The sequence below is a fragment of the Streptomyces aureus genome (genome assembly GCF_000725495.1).
GTDB classification, from domain to species: Bacteria; Actinomycetota; Actinomycetes; order Streptomycetales; family Streptomycetaceae; genus Streptomyces; species Streptomyces aureus_B.
This window is the reverse complement of sequence record NZ_JNZD01000007.1, coordinates 252,137-267,289: the sequence shown is the minus strand read 5'-3', so window position 1 is coordinate 267,289 and position 15,153 is coordinate 252,137. Positions and strand designations below refer to the sequence as shown.

At 70.2% G+C, this 15,153-nt stretch carries 14 protein-coding genes; 10 read left to right on the top strand and 4 right to left on the bottom strand.

Annotated features, from left to right (window positions below; genetic code table 11):
* Positions 1 to 67: 67 nt before the first annotated feature.
* A complete protein-coding gene (locus IO36_RS15360) occupies positions 68 to 886 on the top strand; it encodes a S1 family peptidase (protein ID WP_037620250.1) in 819 nt (272 codons plus the stop codon).
* Between the two features lie 110 nt (positions 887 to 996).
* Here the strand turns inward: IO36_RS15360 and IO36_RS15355 are convergent, their stop codons facing one another.
* Positions 997 to 1,227 carry a DUF7455 domain-containing protein gene (locus IO36_RS15355; protein ID WP_037620248.1) on the bottom strand — a complete coding sequence of 77 codons (231 nt, stop codon included), beginning with the start codon at positions 1,225 to 1,227 and terminating at the stop codon, positions 997 to 999.
* Positions 1,228 to 1,667: 440 nt separating this feature from the next.
* Between IO36_RS15355 and IO36_RS15350 the strand changes: the two genes are divergently transcribed.
* From IO36_RS15350 to IO36_RS15325, 6 genes are all read left to right on the top strand, one after another.
* The gene (locus IO36_RS15350; RefSeq protein WP_037620246.1) at positions 1,668 to 3,791 is read left to right on the top strand and encodes a DNA gyrase/topoisomerase IV subunit B; all 2,124 of its coding nucleotides are present in this window, start codon (positions 1,668 to 1,670) and stop codon (positions 3,789 to 3,791) included.
* Positions 3,792 to 4,199: 408 nt separating this feature from the next.
* Positions 4,200 to 4,727: a DUF1453 family protein gene (locus tag IO36_RS15345; protein WP_037620244.1), complete on the top strand. Its 528-nt coding sequence runs from the start codon at positions 4,200 to 4,202 to the stop codon at positions 4,725 to 4,727.
* Positions 4,724 to 5,875 carry a sensor histidine kinase gene (locus tag IO36_RS15340; RefSeq protein ID WP_037620242.1) on the top strand — a complete coding sequence of 384 codons (1,152 nt, stop codon included), beginning with the start codon at positions 4,724 to 4,726 and terminating at the stop codon, positions 5,873 to 5,875. The genes IO36_RS15345 and IO36_RS15340 overlap by 4 nt, the downstream gene beginning before the upstream one ends.
* Complete coding sequence (locus IO36_RS15335) at positions 5,872 to 6,561, top strand: response regulator transcription factor (protein ID WP_037620240.1); 690 nt, start codon at positions 5,872 to 5,874, stop codon at positions 6,559 to 6,561. The genes IO36_RS15340 and IO36_RS15335 overlap by 4 nt, the downstream gene beginning before the upstream one ends.
* A gap of 105 nt (positions 6,562 to 6,666) precedes the next feature.
* Positions 6,667 to 7,155 (top strand): DUF485 domain-containing protein, encoded by a 489-nt coding sequence (locus IO36_RS15330; protein WP_037620466.1) that lies wholly within the window; start codon positions 6,667 to 6,669, stop codon positions 7,153 to 7,155.
* Positions 7,152 to 8,744, top strand: a complete 1,593-nt coding sequence (locus tag IO36_RS15325; RefSeq protein ID WP_037620238.1) for a solute symporter family protein — start codon at positions 7,152 to 7,154, stop codon at positions 8,742 to 8,744. The genes IO36_RS15330 and IO36_RS15325 overlap by 4 nt, the downstream gene beginning before the upstream one ends.
* 95 nt (positions 8,745 to 8,839) lie before the next feature.
* Here IO36_RS15325 and IO36_RS15320 read toward each other — a convergent pair whose 3' ends face one another.
* On the bottom strand, positions 8,840 to 9,532 hold the full coding sequence (locus tag IO36_RS15320) for a response regulator (RefSeq protein WP_037620236.1): 693 nt from the start codon (positions 9,530 to 9,532) through the stop codon (positions 8,840 to 8,842).
* A gap of 161 nt (positions 9,533 to 9,693) precedes the next feature.
* Here IO36_RS15320 and IO36_RS15315 point away from each other — a divergent pair, with 161 nt between their 5' ends.
* The 3 genes from IO36_RS15315 (at position 9,694) to IO36_RS15305 (ending at position 12,536) form a co-directional block, all read left to right on the top strand.
* A complete protein-coding gene (locus IO36_RS15315; protein WP_037620234.1) occupies positions 9,694 to 10,509 on the top strand; it encodes an ABC transporter ATP-binding protein in 816 nt (271 codons plus the stop codon).
* Positions 10,499 to 11,362 carry an ABC transporter permease gene (locus IO36_RS15310; RefSeq protein ID WP_037620232.1) on the top strand — a complete coding sequence of 288 codons (864 nt, stop codon included), beginning with the start codon at positions 10,499 to 10,501 and terminating at the stop codon, positions 11,360 to 11,362. The genes IO36_RS15315 and IO36_RS15310 overlap by 11 nt, the downstream gene beginning before the upstream one ends.
* A 118-nt stretch (positions 11,363 to 11,480) precedes the next feature.
* Positions 11,481 to 12,536 carry an ABC transporter substrate-binding protein gene (locus IO36_RS15305; protein WP_037620231.1) on the top strand — a complete coding sequence of 352 codons (1,056 nt, stop codon included), beginning with the start codon at positions 11,481 to 11,483 and terminating at the stop codon, positions 12,534 to 12,536.
* A 158-nt stretch (positions 12,537 to 12,694) separates the two neighbouring features.
* Here the strand turns inward: IO36_RS15305 and IO36_RS15300 are convergent, their stop codons facing one another.
* On the bottom strand, positions 12,695 to 13,375 hold the full coding sequence (locus IO36_RS15300) for a response regulator (protein ID WP_037620229.1): 681 nt from the start codon (positions 13,373 to 13,375) through the stop codon (positions 12,695 to 12,697).
* Complete coding sequence (locus IO36_RS15295) at positions 13,375 to 15,069, bottom strand: ATP-binding protein (RefSeq protein ID WP_078943214.1); 1,695 nt, start codon at positions 15,067 to 15,069, stop codon at positions 13,375 to 13,377. The genes IO36_RS15300 and IO36_RS15295 overlap by 1 nt, the downstream gene beginning before the upstream one ends.
* Positions 15,070 to 15,153: the final 84 nt, after the last annotated feature.

Genomic DNA, 15,153 nt, shown 5'->3' with positions numbered 1-15,153 from the left:
GAGTGCGGGCCCTCGCCCGCTGGATCACTCTGGGTGTTCCACGACCCTCCCAGTGTGAGGAGCGCGCATGCGCCGTCCCTACGTCCCGACCCTGGCCCTGGCGGCCGCCACGGCGGTCATATCGCTGACGACCCCCGCCCTGGCGGCCTCCGACAGCGTTGTCATCGGGAGCCGTCCGGCCCGGATCTCCGACAGTCCGTGGACGGTGGCGCTGTCCAGCCGTGACCGGTTCGGGGGTACGCGCTCGGGGCAGTTCTGCGGAGGCGTGGTCATCGGCCGGACCACGGTCCTGACCGCGGCCCACTGCCTCGGCGACGACGTGCTGGGGAGACCACCGCACCAGACGGACGATCTGAAGGTCATCGCGGGGCGCGAGGATCTCATGGCCGACGACGGCAAGGAGATCCCCGTGAGCGACATCTGGGTCAACCCGCACTACGACAGTGATACGAACGCCGGGGACTTCGGCGTGCTGACGCTGGCCGAGCCGCTGCCGGCCTCCTCCGTGATCCGTATGGCCGCGTCGGGCGATCCGGCGTACGCGTCGGGCACGGCCGCCGTGGTCTACGGCTGGGGCGATCTGACGGGCGGCGGGGACTACTCCGGCAGCCTGCGGGCCGCGGATGTGCACGTGCTGCCCGACGCCTCGTGCGAGCGGGCCTACCCCGGCAACGACTCCGGGACCTACGACGCCGCCTCCATGGTCTGCGCCGGCGAGCAGGCGGGCGGCCACGACGCCTGTCAGGGGGACAGCGGCGGGCCGCTGGTGGCCCAGGGCCGCCTCATCGGTCTGGTGTCCTGGGGGAGCGGCTGCGGGCGCGCGGGGAGCCCCGGCGTCTACACGCGGGTCTCCGAGGCGGTCCAGGCGCTGAACGCGGGCCGCTGAGGCCCTTCACGCGCTGCGATACGAGTGTGGGCGGTCACTCCCTGTGTCCAGGGTGTGACCGCCCACTCACCGGCCTGTCGCCGATACCCGCTCGTCGTTGATGCGAAGGATCAGCGATCTTCGTCGCTGACGCTCTCGGGAACGGACGTGAGCCGCTCCGTCTCGTCCTGTATCTCAGCGGCGATCTTCTTGAGTTCCGGCTCGAACTTGCGACCGTGGTGGGCGCAGAAGAGCAGTTCTCCGCCGCTCAGGAGGACGACGCGCAGATATGCCTGGGCGCCGCAACGGTCGCAGCGGTCAGCGGCCGTCAGCGGGCTCGCGGGGGTCAGAACAGTAGTCACGTCGCCTCTTCTCTAGCTCGACGAGCTGTCGTACCAGGGTCAACATCCAACCAGGCCGAAAACGTTCCCGCTCGCGGCTTTTCCTCGAAATTTTCTTTCGGGGTGGTTGTCTGCTGCCGGGTGGCGGCGAATGAGCCGTATTGCGTGTCTTTGTGTCTGTACGGGTTCGCGCTGTCTGTCAGTGTCGGTCCTCCCGGCTGGATTGCCGGTTGTTCATGAGGACGTGCCCGGAGCCTAAATGGTTCATGCCTCGAAGGGAACGTGATATGTACTTCACTCCATCGAGGCATCGAACACTCATACGATCCTGGACTAGGGTGAGTTCGTGCGAGGGTGGTGCTACAACGGCTCTACCAGGCCTCGGTACCCTCTGAGCGGCGACCGAAGCCGGGCCCTTACCCAAAAGGGTCCCCTATGAAATTCAGCGAGGAGCGAACCGCGTGACCGCCGAGACGTCCGTGCCGTCCACAGCGCTGCTGACCGGAGCAGACCGTGACGGTTCCAACTACACCGCGCGGCACCTGCTCGTCCTTGAGGGGCTCGAGGCAGTGCGGAAGCGCCCGGGCATGTACATCGGGTCCACCGACAGCCGCGGCCTGATGCACTGCCTGTGGGAGATCATCGACAACTCGGTGGACGAGGCCCTCGGCGGCTTCTGCGACCACATCGAGGTCATCCTGCACGACGACGCCTCCGTCGAGGTCCGCGACAACGGCCGCGGCATCCCCGTCGACGTGGAGCCGAAGACCGGCCTCTCCGGCGTCGAGGTGGTCATGACCAAGCTGCACGCCGGCGGAAAGTTCGGCGGCGGCTCCTACGCGGCCTCCGGCGGTCTGCACGGCGTGGGCGCCTCCGTGGTGAACGCGCTCTCCGCCCGACTGGACGTCGAGGTGGACCGCAACGGCCAGACCCACGCGGTGAGCTTCCGTCGCGGCACCCCGGGCACCTTCAAGGCCGACGGGCCCGACGCCGCCTTCGACGCCTCGGGCGGGCTGCGCAAGCTCAAGCGGATCCCGAAGACCCGCACCGGCACGCGCGTGCGCTACTGGGCCGACCGCCAGATCTTCCTCAAGGACGCCAAGCTCTCCCTGGAGCACCTGCACCAGCGCGCCCGCCAGACCGCCTTCCTGGTGCCGGGCCTGACCATCGTCGTCCGTGACGAGTTCGGGCTGGGCGACGGCGGCAGCAAGGGTGAGGAATCCTTCCGCTTCGACGGCGGAATCAGCGAGTTCTGCGAGTTCCTGGCCACCGACAAGCCGGTCTGCGACGTCCTCCGCTTCACCGGGCAGGGGACCTTCAAGGAGACCGTCCCGGTCCTCGACGAGCACGGCCAGATGACGCCGACCGAGGTCACCCGCGAACTGGGCGTCGACGTCGCCATGCGCTGGGGCACCGGCTACGACACGAACCTGAAGTCGTTCGTGAACATCATCGCCACGCCCAAGGGCGGCACCCATGTCGCCGGCTACGAGCAGGCCGTCGCCAAGACGATGAACGAGGTCCTGCGGACCAAGAAGCTGCTGCGCGTCGCCGAGGACGACATCGTCAAGGACGACGCGCTGGAGGGCCTCACGGCCGTCGTCACCGTCCGTCTCGCCGAGCCGCAGTTCGAGGGGCAGACGAAGGAGGTCCTCGGCACCTCGGCCGCCCGCCGCATCGTGACGAACGTGGTGACCAGGGAACTCAAGGCGTTCCTGACCTCCACCAAGCGCGACGAGGCCGCGCAGGCCCGGGTCGTCATGGAGAAGGCCGTCGCGGCCGCCCGCACCAGGATCGCGGCCCGTCAGCACAAGGACGCGCAGCGTCGCAAGACGGCCCTCGAGTCCTCCTCGCTGCCCGCCAAGCTCGCCGACTGCCGCAGCGACGACGTCGAGCGCAGCGAGCTGTTCATCGTCGAGGGAGACTCGGCGCTGGGCACGGCCAAGCTGGCCCGCAACTCCGAGTTCCAGGCGCTGCTGCCGATCCGGGGCAAGATTCTCAACGTTCAGAAGGCGTCCGTGACGGACATGCTGAAGAACGCCGAGTGCGGTGCGATCATCCAGGTCATAGGAGCCGGCTCCGGACGGACCTTCGACATCGACGCGGCGCGCTACGGGAAGATCATTCTCCTCGTCGACGCCGATGTCGACGGCGCGCACATCCGGATTCTGCTGCTGACCCTGTTCCAGCGCTACATGCGGCCCATGGTCGAGGCCGGGCGCGTGTTCGCGGCCGTCCCGCCGCTGCACCGCATCGAACTCAGCCAGCCCAAGAAGGGCCAGGACAAGTACGTCTACACGTACTCGGACCGTGAGCTGCGGGAGACGGTGCTGGAGCTGCAGCGCAAGGGGGTCCGCTACAAGGACTCGATCCAGCGGTACAAGGGACTCGGTGAGATGGACGCCGACCAGCTGGCCGAGACGACGATGGATCCGCGGTTCCGGACCCTGCGCCGGATCAACATCTCCGACCTGGAGGCGTCCGAGCAGGTGTTCGACCTCTTGATGGGCAACGATGTGGCGCCGCGCAAGGAGTTCATCTCCAGCTCGGCCGCGACCCTGGACCGCTCGAGGATCGACGCGTAGTCCCGCGGACCGACAGCAGTCGGGGGCCGTCCCTCCCGGGGGACGGCCCCTTCCGCGTTCATTGTCTGCTGCGCGGCGCTCGCGCTCCGAGGCCGCGGGGAAATCCGGCCCCACCGGCATGTGAGGGGCGGGGTCCGGGGGGCGGAGCCCCCGGGTACGGGACGGGTAGAGGCGGAGGGGGCGAGAGAAACTCGGCGGCGACCGTCCGGGGCTCGGACTGCACGGCTGGCCGGCCGGTCGGCCACGGTCCGGAGGCAGGGGTCCACCCATGGGTGGAGAGCCGGCGCCCGGAGGAATCCACCCACGGTCCACCCGGGCTCCGATCTGCCCGAGCCGCCGCATCCGTAGCGTCGATGAGGTCGGCAGCGCTCGCTGCCGGACACCGCATCCCGCTCACGGAGGCCGCGCATGTCCGGGCTCATGAATGCCGCGCTGATCTTCGCCGTCGCCGCGGTGGTGATCACGCGCCAGTTCAGCGCACGCCGCATCGGCACGGACCGGCGCTGGTGGATCGTGCCCGCCGTCCTCGCCGTCGTGGCGCTGCGCGAGCCCGGCGTGATCGACCCGCACCACCAGGTCCAGGCGTCCCTCCTGCTGGGCGCGGAGCTGGTGACGGCGCTGGCCATCGGAGCCGGGTGGGCGTGGACCACACGGATCTGGACCGAGCCGGACGGCTCCGTGTGGACCAGGAGCACCAAGGCCAGCGGGGCCGTCTGGATCGCGGGCATCTGCCTGCGCCTGGGTCTGTTCGGCATCGGCGCCCTCCTCGGCGTGCACCAGAACTCCTCGGCCCTGATGCTCGGCCTGGCCGCCACCCTGCTGGTCCGTTCCGGGCTGCTGACCTGGCGTGCGCAGTCCCTGCACCCGGCGCCGACCGGACCGGTCCCGGCGTACGGTGACGATGTGCGCCGGGTCCTGCGGAAGGAGCGCCTGTGACGGACAACGTCTGGCTTCGCTGGCCCTCTCGCGAGGCGCTCTCCCGTGTCGGGGTGCACAAGGCCCGCCGTGTCCTCGCCCAGATCACACGCGCCGTCGTCCTGGTCATGCTCGTCGCCACGACGCTCACGAACTCCGATCTCGGCGGCTGGGCGGTCGCCGGAGGCGTCGTGGGAGTCGCGGTGTCCGGGCTCCTCGCCTGGGGGTTCTGGCAGACCACCCTGGAGCATCGCCTGCCGGCGTCCCTGGCACTGCTCGCCCTGCTGCTGGTGGTCGCCGTCGCGGGGTACGGCGCGGGCTTCCGGGTCCCCTCGCTCGTCCTGCTGTGCGGCTGTGCCGTCGCCGCCATCGAACGGCTGCCCCTCGCCGCGGCCCTGCCGGCCACGGCGGTGGCGCTGAGCGGCTACGCGGTGTTCAACAACGACGTCTGGCTCACCACTGTGGCCACCACCGCCGGTCTGGCGCTCGCGGGATACGTGCTGCGTCTCGACGCGGAGTCGCGGGCGAGCGCACAGCGGCTGCTGACCCAGGAACGTGCGGCCCGTGCGGCGGAGGCGGAGTCGTCGGCCCTCGCGGAGCGGGCACGGATAGCCAGGGAGATCCACGACGTCCTGGCCCACAGCCTCTCCGCGCAGCTCGTGCACCTGGAGGCGGCCCGGCTGCTCATCGAGAGGGGCGCGGAGCGGGAGGTGATCCTCGAACGGGTCGTGGCGGCACGCGGAATGGCCCGCGAGGGGCTCGCGGAGACCCGGCAGGCACTCTCTGCGCTCCGGGGCGAGATGATTCCGCTGGAGGACTTCCTCGGCGAACTCGTCACCACCGCCGACTGCGCCGGTGTCACGGTGACCGGCGAGCGCCAGCCGCTCCCCGCCGAGGCCTCCCAGGCGGTGCGCAGAGTCGCCCAGGAGGCACTGACGAACGTGCGCAAACACGCCCCGGGCGCCAGGGTCGACATCCGACTGGACTACGGCAAGCACGAAGTCACTCTGGACGTACGGGATTCGGGTGGAAAACCGGGCGAACTCAGCGGTTCGGGAGCCGGGTACGGTCTGCTGGGCATGCGCGAGCGCGCCGAGCTGCTGGGCGGCTCGCTGGATGCCGGACCGGTCGAGGAGGGCTTCGTGGTGACGCTGAGGGTGCCGGTATGACCGAGAGGGCGGAAGGCGGGCGGCGGCCTGCGCGGGTCGTCGTCGCGGACGATCAGACGGTCGTGCGCGAGGGCATCGTGATGCTGCTCGGACTGCTCCCCGGGATCGAGGTGGTCGGGGCGGCCGGTGACGGGGCCGAAGCGGTGGAGCTGGTGGCCGAACTGGCGCCGGACGTCGTGCTGATGGATCTGCGCATGCCCCGGTGTGACGGGGTCGAGGCGACCCGGCGCATCCGTGCCGAGCATCCCGGGACCCAGGTCGTCGTGCTCACTACGTTCGGGGACGACGAGTCGCTGTTCCCCGCGCTCCGGGCCGGGGCCCGCGGCTATCTGACCAAGGACGCGGGAGGCGACGAGATCGTACGGGCCGTGGAGAGCGTGCTCTCCGGGGACGCGGGGCTCTCGCCCGGCATCCAGCGGCGGTTGCTGGAGCGGCTGTCGGCACCGGAACCGGCCCCCGCCCCGCCGGCCGAGTCCCCGGACGGGCTCACCGCGCGCGAGACCGAGGTGCTCCGGCTGATCGCCGACGGCCTCAGCAACCACGAGATCGCCCGCGAACTGCACGTCTCCACGGCCACGGTGAAGACCCACATCAACAATCTCTTCGCCAAGGCGGGTCTCAAGGACCGTGCCCAAGCGGTCCGTTACGCCTATGGGAAAGGTCTCGTACGGCCGCCCGCGGGATGAGGTCACCTGATGGGGTGAAGAGCACGAAGACAGGAGTCGGGGAGCCCTCCGATCTGCACATCCTTGGCCACGCGGCAGAAACGGGTCGCGGACAAGGAGAGTTCGGTGGAAAAGCACGACGGCGCCGGCACAGGGGAGGTCCGATTCGACGACCCCTGGTACGACGCGCTCGCTTCCGGCTGGGGTGAGGTGGACGGCACGGGCGCGCTCGCTCCCGCCGTACCGGCCGCCCGCTCGGGGCACCAGGAACACACGGGCGGAGCCGCCCACGTCTACCTGGAGGTGCAGCGCAGTGCCGCCTTCCAGGAAGTGCGCGGCCGGTACCGCAGGTTCGTGATTCCGGCCGTCGCCGTGTTCTTCCCCTGGTACGTGGGCTACGTGGTGACCGCGACCACCGCGCCGGGATTCATGGCGCGCCCCGTCGTCGGCATGGTGAACGTGGCACTGCTCGCGGGACTCGGGCAGTTCCTCACGACGTTCCTGCTCGCCTGGGCCTACGCCCGGCACGCCAGGCTGCGCCGGGACCGCGCGGCCCTCGAACTGCGCTGGGACACCCAGGAGATGACACGGAACGCCCGGGGCGGTGAGCGGTGACCGGTCACCACCAGACGCTGGCACTCGTCCTGTTCAGCGTGTTCGTCGCGGTGACGCTCGCGATCACGACCTTCGTGAGCCGCAACCGCCACGGCTCGGCCGAGGAGTTCTACGCGGGTGGCCGGCTGTTCTCGCCGATGGAGAACGGCTTCGCGCTCTCCGGGGACTACATGTCCGCCGCTTCCTTCCTCGGCATCACGGGACTCATCGCCCTGTACGGCTACGACGGCCTGCTCTACGCCGTCGGATTCCTGGTGGCCTGGCTGGTCGTTCTCTTCCTCGTCGCCGAACTCGTGCGCAACTGCGGCCGGTTCACGCTCGCCGACGTCGTGGCGGCCCGGATGGACGAGCGGCCGGTGCGGATCGCGGCCGGTTCGTCCTCGGTCGTGGTGTCCGTCATGTATCTGGTGGCGCAGATGGTCGGCGCGGGCAGTCTGGTCTCGCTGTTGCTGGGTGGCACCAGCGACACGGCCCGCAACTGGACGGTCATTGGTGTCGGCGCGCTCATGGTGATCTACGTGTCGATGGGCGGGATGCGGGCGACCACCTGGATCCAGATCGTCAAGGCGGTCCTGCTGATCGGCGGGGCCATCACCCTCACCGTGCTGGTCCTGATGCGGTTCCACGGGGACGTCAACGCACTGCTGCGTTCCGCCGCGGGGCGCAGCGGCCACGGCAGGGCCTTCCTCGCACCCGGGCTGAAGTACGGCGCGGACTGGACCGCACGCTTCGACTTCATCAGCCTCGGACTCGCGCTGGTGCTCGGCACGGCCGGGCTGCCCCACATCCTGTCGCGCTTCTACACCGTGCCGACCGCGCGGGCCGCCCGGCGCTCGGTGCTCTGGTCGATCGGGCTCATCGGCGGCTTCTATCTGATGACGATCGTGCTGGGCTTCGGCGCGGCCGCCGTCGTCGGTCCCGAGGCGGTGCGCGGATCGAACGCCGCGGGCAACACCGCCGTTCCCCTGCTCGCCCTGGACCTCGGGGGCGGTGCCAACTCCACCGGGGGAACGGTCCTGTTCGCGATCGTCGCCGCCATCGCCTTCGCCACCATCCTCGCGGTCGTCGCCGGAGTCACCCTCGCGTCCTCGGCCGCCGTGGCACACGACCTGTACACGTCGTTGCGCCGCCGCCGCGCGAAGTCGTACGGCGAGGTCGCGGTGGCGCGCGTCGCCTCGGTCGGCATCGGCGTGATCGCCATCGGCCTGAGCCTCCTGGCCCGCGATCAGAACGTGGCCTTCCTCGTGGGACTCGCCTTTGCCGTCGCCGCGTCCGCGAACCTGCCGGTGCTGCTGTACTCGCTGTTCTGGCGGTCCTTCACGACCCGCGGCGCGGTATGGGCCGTATACGGCGGCCTGGTGCCCGCGCTGGTGCTCGTGCTGCTCTCGCCGGTGGTGTCGGGCAGTCCGGAGTCACTGTTCCCGGGGGTGGACTTCCAGTACTTCCCGCTGCAGAACCCGGGCCTCGTCTCCATCCCGCTGGGCTTCGTCGCCGGCTGGCTCGGCACCGTCATCTCGGCGGAACCGCCGGACGAGGCCAAGCACGCCGAGATCGAGGTCCGCGCGCTCACGGGTGCCGGGGCCGTCTGAGGGCCGCCGACGTCGTACGAGACCGTCCTGGGACGGCACGCCACCGTTCTGGGACGGCGCGCCCCACCGCGGCCCGGGGCCGGGGGAGTGCCGGCTCAGGGCGCCACCCAGGCGTAGCGGTGTTCCGGGCGGCCCGTGTCCCCGTACTTGAGCGAGAGGCGCAGCCGCCCCGCCTGTTCCAGGTGGCGCAGATAGCGCTGCGCGGTGGACCTGCTCAGGCCCGTCTCGTGGGCGACCTCGTGGGCCGACAGCGGCTGGCTCGCCTGGTGCAGAACGTCGCAGATCAGGTCGGTGGTCGGCTCCGAATGACCGCTGGGCAGCCCGGGGGAGGAGGGCGCGGGTGCGGTGCGCAGGGCCCCGAAGATCCGGTCGACCTGCTCCTGGCCCGTCACCCCGTGGCCGCCGACCCGGTCGACGGTGCGGCGCAGGGCCGCGTAGGAGTCGAGGCGGGTGCGCAGGGCGATGAACGTGAAGGGCTTGATCAGGTAGTGCAGGGCACCCAGGCGCATCGCCGCCCGTACGGTGGCCACGTCGCTCGCCGCGGTGATCATGATGACGTCGGTGCCGTGGCCGTTCTCCCGCATCCGGTGGACGAGTTCGAGGCCCGTCCGGTCCGGCAGGTAGTGGTCGAGCAGCACCAGGTCGACGGGAGCGCGCTCGATCGCGTCCAGTGCCTGGGCGGCACTGTGCGCGCGAGCGGCCACCCGGAAGCCGGGAACCTTGCTCACGTACTTCGCGTTGATCTCGGCGACGCGGAAATCGTCGTCCACGACCAGGACGTCAATCATCGGGCCTCTTCCTCTCAAGGCCTGGGCGAGTGTTGCGCCCGTGTTTCGGCTCCGCTGTTGTAGCGCGAGCAAAATGAGCACAACAGACCCTTGCGAGCAGAAGAACGCCTTGCGCCCAGAAGACTGATGCTGTGGCCCGCACCACATCTACGGTCCCGGCCATGAGCACAGACACCAGCCCCGCCATCGAGCTGCGGGGCGCGAGCAAGATCTTCAAGACCCCGTCGGGAGGTTTGCACACCGCCGTCAGGGAGCTGGACCTGACGGTGGGGCGGGGCGAGTTCGTGGCCGTCGTCGGACCGACCGGCTGCGGGAAGTCCACCACGCTGACCCTGGTCAGCGGGCTCGAGGAGCCCACCGAGGGCGAGGTCCTGGTCGCCGGGAAGCCGGTCGCAGGCGTCGGGGACAAGGTCGGCTTCGTCTTCCAGCAGGACGCCACCTTCCCCTGGCGGACGGTGCTGTCCAACGTGATGGCCGGGCCCCGGTTCCGCGGTGTGCCCAAGGCGGAGGCGAAGGAACGGGCCCGGGAATGGCTCGCCCGGGTCGGGCTCGCGGCCTTCGAGGACCGCTACCCGCACCAGCTCTCCGGCGGCCAGCGCAAGCGCGTCGCCCTCGCCGCCACCTTCGTCAACGACCCCGAGATCCTGCTGATGGACGAGCCGTTCTCCGCGCTCGACGTGCAGACCAGGGCGCTGATGTCCGACGAACTGCTCGAGCTGTGGGAAGGAACGGGCGCCTCCGTCGTCTTCGTCACGCACGACCTGGAGGAGTCCATCGCGCTCGCCGACAAGGTCGTCGTGATGACCGCCGGTCCCGCCACCGTGAAGCAGGTCTTCGACATCGATCTGCCCCGGCCGCGCAAGGTCGAGTCGGTGCGTCTGGAACCGCGGTTCATCGAGATCTACCGCGAGATCTGGGAGTCCCTCGGCGAAGAGGTCCGCATCACCCGTGAAAGGGGCGCCGCTCATGTCGCCTGAGGTCATCAGCGCTCCGGTCGTGGACACGGCCAAGACCCCGGGCCGCGCGCACTCCCGTGCCCGTGCCGCCCGTAGACGCAAGATCGTGGTGGGCGCCGCCCGGGTGCTGCTCCTGGTCGCCGTGCTCGGCCTGTGGGAGGTGCTCTCGCGGACCGAGGTCATCGACCCGTTCAACTTCTCCATGCCCTCCAAGATCTGGGAACAGATCCAGACATGGGTGATGCACGGGACCGCACTCGGACCGCTCGGTGAGCAGATCTGGTACACGCTCCACGAAGCGCTGCTCGGCTGGATCATCGGCGTCGTCGCCGGCGTGCTGTTCGGCATCGCGCTGGGGCGGATCACCTTGCTCGCCGACATCCTTGGTCCGTACATCAAGGTGCTCAACTCGATACCGAGGATCGTCCTCGCGCCCATCTTCGTGATCTGGTTCGGGCTCGGGCCCGCCTCCAAGATCGCCTCGGCCGTGGTGCTCGTGTTCTTCCCGGTGTTCTTCAACGCCTTCCAGGGCGCCCGGGAGGTCGACCGGAACCTGGTGGCCAACGCCCGGATCCTCGGCGCCAGCGACCGCAGGGTGACGCTCCAGGTCGTCATCCCGTCCGCCACCTCGTGGATCTTCACCAGCCTCCACGTCAGTTTCGGCTTCGCGCTCATCGGCGCGATCGTCGGCGAGTACATCGGCGCCACCAAGGGCATCGGCCTGCTCGTCGCGCAGTCGCAGGGCACATTCAACGCCGCCGGTGTGTACGCGGCGATGGTCATCCTCGCCGTCGTCGCCCTGCTCGCCGAAGGACTGCTGACCTTCGGCGAACGCCGCATCTTCCGCTGGAAGCCGTCGGAATCCGACCGCTGACCGGCCCCTTTCACCCCCCTGCTCAGACCTCCCGCACCCACCTATGAGCCTGCCCGTACGCACGGTCCCGCCGCGCGCACGCACGGCCGCCCCTCCACTCACAAGGACGTGAACCACCATGCGCAAGACCGCCAGATACTCCGCCCTGGCAGCCGCCGGTCTGCTCGCCCTCACCTCGCTGACCGCCTGCGCCAACGACGCGGCGAGCACGACGGCCGACTCCGGCAACGGCGGCGGCAAGGGGGAGCACGTCAAGATCATGGTCGGCGGGCTCGACAAGGTCATCTACCTGCCGGCGATGCTCACCCAGCGGCTCGGCTACTTCACGGACGCGGGACTGAACGTCGAGCTCCTCAGCGAGCCGGCCGGTGTCCAGGCGGAGACCGCCCTCGTCTCGGGGCAGGTGCAGGGAGCGGTCGGCTTCTACGACCACACGCTCGACCTGCAGACCAAGGGCAAGTCCGTCGAGTCCGTCGTGCAGTTCTCGCACGCGCCGGGCGAGGTCGAGATCGTCTCCAACAAGCGGGCGGGCGACATCACGTCGCCGAAGGACTTCAAGGGCAGGAAGCTCGGCGTCACCGGGCTCGGCTCCTCGACCGACTTCCTCACGAAGTACCTCGCCGTCAAGAACGGTGTCCAGGTGAGCGAGTTCACGCCGGTCGCCGTCGGAGCGGGACCGACGTTCGTCTCCGCCCTGGAGAAGGGCGCCATCGACGGTGGCATGACGACGGACCCGACCGTCGCCACGGTGATGGAGAAGAACCTCGGCAAGGTTCTCGTCGACATGCGCACGCCGGAGGGCTCGCAGCAGGCGCTGGGCGGGCCGTACCCCTCGTCGAGCCTGTACATGCAGACGGACTGGGTCAACGGTCACAAGGAGACGGTCCAGAAGCTGGCCAACGCCTTCGTGAAGACGCTGCGCTGGATGTCGGAGCACAGCGCCTCCGAGATCGCCGCCAAGATGCCCGCCGACTACTCCCAGGGCAACCAGACGCTGTACGCCGCTGCCATCAAGAGCACGCTGCCGATGTTCACCGAGGACGGCGTGATGCCCGAGAACGGGCCCCAGACCGTCGAGAAGGTCCTCAAGGCGTTCAACCCGAACATCAAGAACGCCCAGGTCGACCTCAGCAAGACCTACACCACGGAGTTCGTGAAGAAGGCGAAGGGCTGACGGCGGGCGGCCGAGACCGCACCCGATCCGCCCCGTCGCGCGTACGACCGGCCTCTCCCGCCGGCCGTACGCGCGACGGGCGTAGGCATGCCGGTCGTGCGCGCGCCGGCCGGACGAGCGACAGCCGTGGGGGCAACGGCAAGTCGGTGGCCAGGTCCTCAGCCGCGGGCCGCCCAGGCGTAGCGGTGCTCCGGGCGCCCCGCGTCGCCGTAGCGGAGGGTCAGCACGGCCTTCCCCGAGCGCTCCAGGATCTTCAGATAGCGCTGGGCGGTCTGTCGGCTCAGCCCCGTCTCCGCCGCGACCTCTTGGGCCGACAGCGAGTCCTCGGCGTTCAGCAGCGCGCGTCGCACCAGCTCGGCGGTCGGAGGGGAGTGCCCCGGGGGTGGTCCGGGCACCGCGCCGGCCGTGGGGCTCCCGAAGATCAGGTCGACCTCGGACTGTTCGGCCGTGCCGCCGCGGTCGAGGGCGCGCCGCAGGTCCGCGTACCCCTCCAGCTTGTCCCGCAGTCCGGCGAACGAGAACGGCTTGACCAGGTACTGCAGCACTCCTTGCCGCAATGCCGCCCGGACGGTCGTCAGGTCTCGGGCCGCGGTCACCATGATCACGTCGATCTGGAGTCCCCGCCGGTGCATCTCCTGGACGACCGCGAGGCCGGTGTCGTCCGGGAGATGGTGGTCCAGGAGAACCAGGTCCGGACGCGGCGGCGCCTCCATCCGGCGCAGCGCACCCTCGGCGCTGTGCGCCAGACCGGCGACCCGGAAGCCCGGCACTCTGTCCACGTAGGCGGCGTTGACGCGAGCGACCCGGGTGTCGTCGTCCACGACCAGGACCTCGATCATCACGACTTCCCGTAGGTGTTCCCGGCGTTCCGGGTACCCCCTGTGTTCCCGGTGTCCCCGGCGGGATCCGCCGGAGCGAGCGACGGGTCCGTCAGCGCCTCCGGCAGCACGACGGTGAACTGCGCGCCGCCGCCGTCCGCGTCGGTCACCTCCGCGCTGCCCCCCTGCCGCTCGGCGAGACGCCGCACCAGCGAGAGGCCGATTCCCCGCTTGCCGTGCGCGGGCGGCTGCTTGGTGCTCCAGCCGTCCGTGAAGACAAGCTCCCGCCGATCCTCCGGGATGCCGGGCCCGGTGTCCCGGACCCGCAGCACGGCGGTCCGCCCCTCGGTGCGCAGTTCGACCTCCACGCGCGCGTGGGGCGTGCCCGCGACGGCGTCGAGCGCGTTGTCGACGAGGTTGCCGACGACCGTGACGAGCCCCCGCGGGTCCACCAGCCGGTCCGGCAACAGCGTCCGGTCCGAGATCCACAGCGCCACTCCGCGCTCGGTCGCCACGGTCGCCTTGCCGACCAGGAGCGCGGCGAGCAGCGGATCGTGGACCTTCTCCGTGACCTGTTCCGCGGTGACCCGGTGGTCGCCGACCACCTCCCCGACGAACTCCACGGCGTCGTCGTACATCTCCAGTTCGAGCAGCCCGAGCAGCGTGTGCATCCGGTTGGCGTGCTCATGGTCCTGTGCGCGCAGCGCGTCGATCAGACCATGCGTGGAGTCGAGCTCGCGGCCGAGCTGCTCCAGTTCGGTGCGGTCGCGCAGGGTGGCCACCGCGCCGCCGTCCTCGGTGGGCATCCGGTTGGCGACCAGGACGCGCTGGCCGCGGACGGTCAGCAGGTCCTTGCCGGTGACGCGTCCCGCCAGCACGTCCGTCGTACGGCCCGGACCCAGTGCCTCGTCCAGCGGCCGCCCGACGGCCTCGGCGCCGACCCCGAGCAGCCGCTGTGCCTCGTCGTTCAGGAGACGTACGCGACCGCCGCGGTCGAGGGCGACCACGCCCTCCCGGATGCCGTGCAGCATCGCCTCCCGTTCCGCGAGCAGTGCCGCGATGTCGGAGAAGGCCAGGTCACGGGTCTGCCGCTGAACCCTCCGGGAGATCAGATAGGCGGCCAGCGCGCCCACGGCCATGGCCCCGCCCGCGTACGCGAGGAGCCCCGGGATCGCGTCGATCAGCCGGGCCCGCACACTGTCGTACTTGATCCCCACCGACACAGCGCCGATGATCCGGCCGTCGGCGTCCCGCAGCGGAACCTTGCCCCGTGCGGAGCGCCCCAGGGTCCCGGTGTCGATCTCCATGACCTCCTGGCCCGCCAGCGCGCGATCCGGGCTCGTCGAGACCGGCTTGCCGATCTCGGCGGGGGACCGGTGCGACCAGCGGATTTTCTGCATGTTCATCACGACGACGTACTCGGCATGACTGGCCTTGCGTATCCGCTCGGCCTCGGCCTGCACGGGGCCGGTCCGCGAGGGAACCGTCCGCCGGAGGTCCACGGCGATCTGCGGCTGGGCGGCGGTGGTCTGCGCGATCGCCAGGGCGCGCCGCATGGCCTCGTCGTCCAGCTGCGCGCTGAGCGGCGCCAGGAACAGTCCCGTGGCGAGGACGGCGACTCCCGCCGCGATCGCGATCTGCATCAGCAGCACCTGGGCGAACACGCGCCGCGGCAGACCGAGGCGCAGTCGTCGTGCGGGGGGAGTGGGGCTCATGCCCCGACGGTACGGGGGTGCGCGCGTCGTTCCGAAGGGGTGTGGTGTGGATCTCTTGATCAATGATCCGGTAGACCTGGACCT

Bases quoted from the DNA above. Each gene is read 5' to 3' on its own strand.
- IO36_RS15295 (WP_078943214.1), bottom strand. From the start codon at position 15,069: ATGAGCCCCACTCCCCCCGCACGACGACTGCGCCTCGGTCTGCCGCGG.
- IO36_RS15345 (WP_037620244.1), top strand. From the start codon at position 4,200: ATGTCCGGGCTCATGAATGCCGCGCTGATCTTCGCCGTCGCCGCGGTG.
- IO36_RS15335 (WP_037620240.1), top strand. From the start codon at position 5,872: ATGACCGAGAGGGCGGAAGGCGGGCGGCGGCCTGCGCGGGTCGTCGTC.
- IO36_RS15305 (WP_037620231.1), top strand. From the start codon at position 11,481: ATGCGCAAGACCGCCAGATACTCCGCCCTGGCAGCCGCCGGTCTGCTC.
- IO36_RS15360 (WP_037620250.1), top strand. From the start codon at position 68: ATGCGCCGTCCCTACGTCCCGACCCTGGCCCTGGCGGCCGCCACGGCG.
- IO36_RS15300 (WP_037620229.1), bottom strand. From the start codon at position 13,375: ATGATCGAGGTCCTGGTCGTGGACGACGACACCCGGGTCGCTCGCGTC.
- IO36_RS15320 (WP_037620236.1), bottom strand. From the start codon at position 9,532: ATGATTGACGTCCTGGTCGTGGACGACGATTTCCGCGTCGCCGAGATC.
- IO36_RS15315 (WP_037620234.1), top strand. From the start codon at position 9,694: ATGAGCACAGACACCAGCCCCGCCATCGAGCTGCGGGGCGCGAGCAAG.
- IO36_RS15310 (WP_037620232.1), top strand. From the start codon at position 10,499: ATGTCGCCTGAGGTCATCAGCGCTCCGGTCGTGGACACGGCCAAGACC.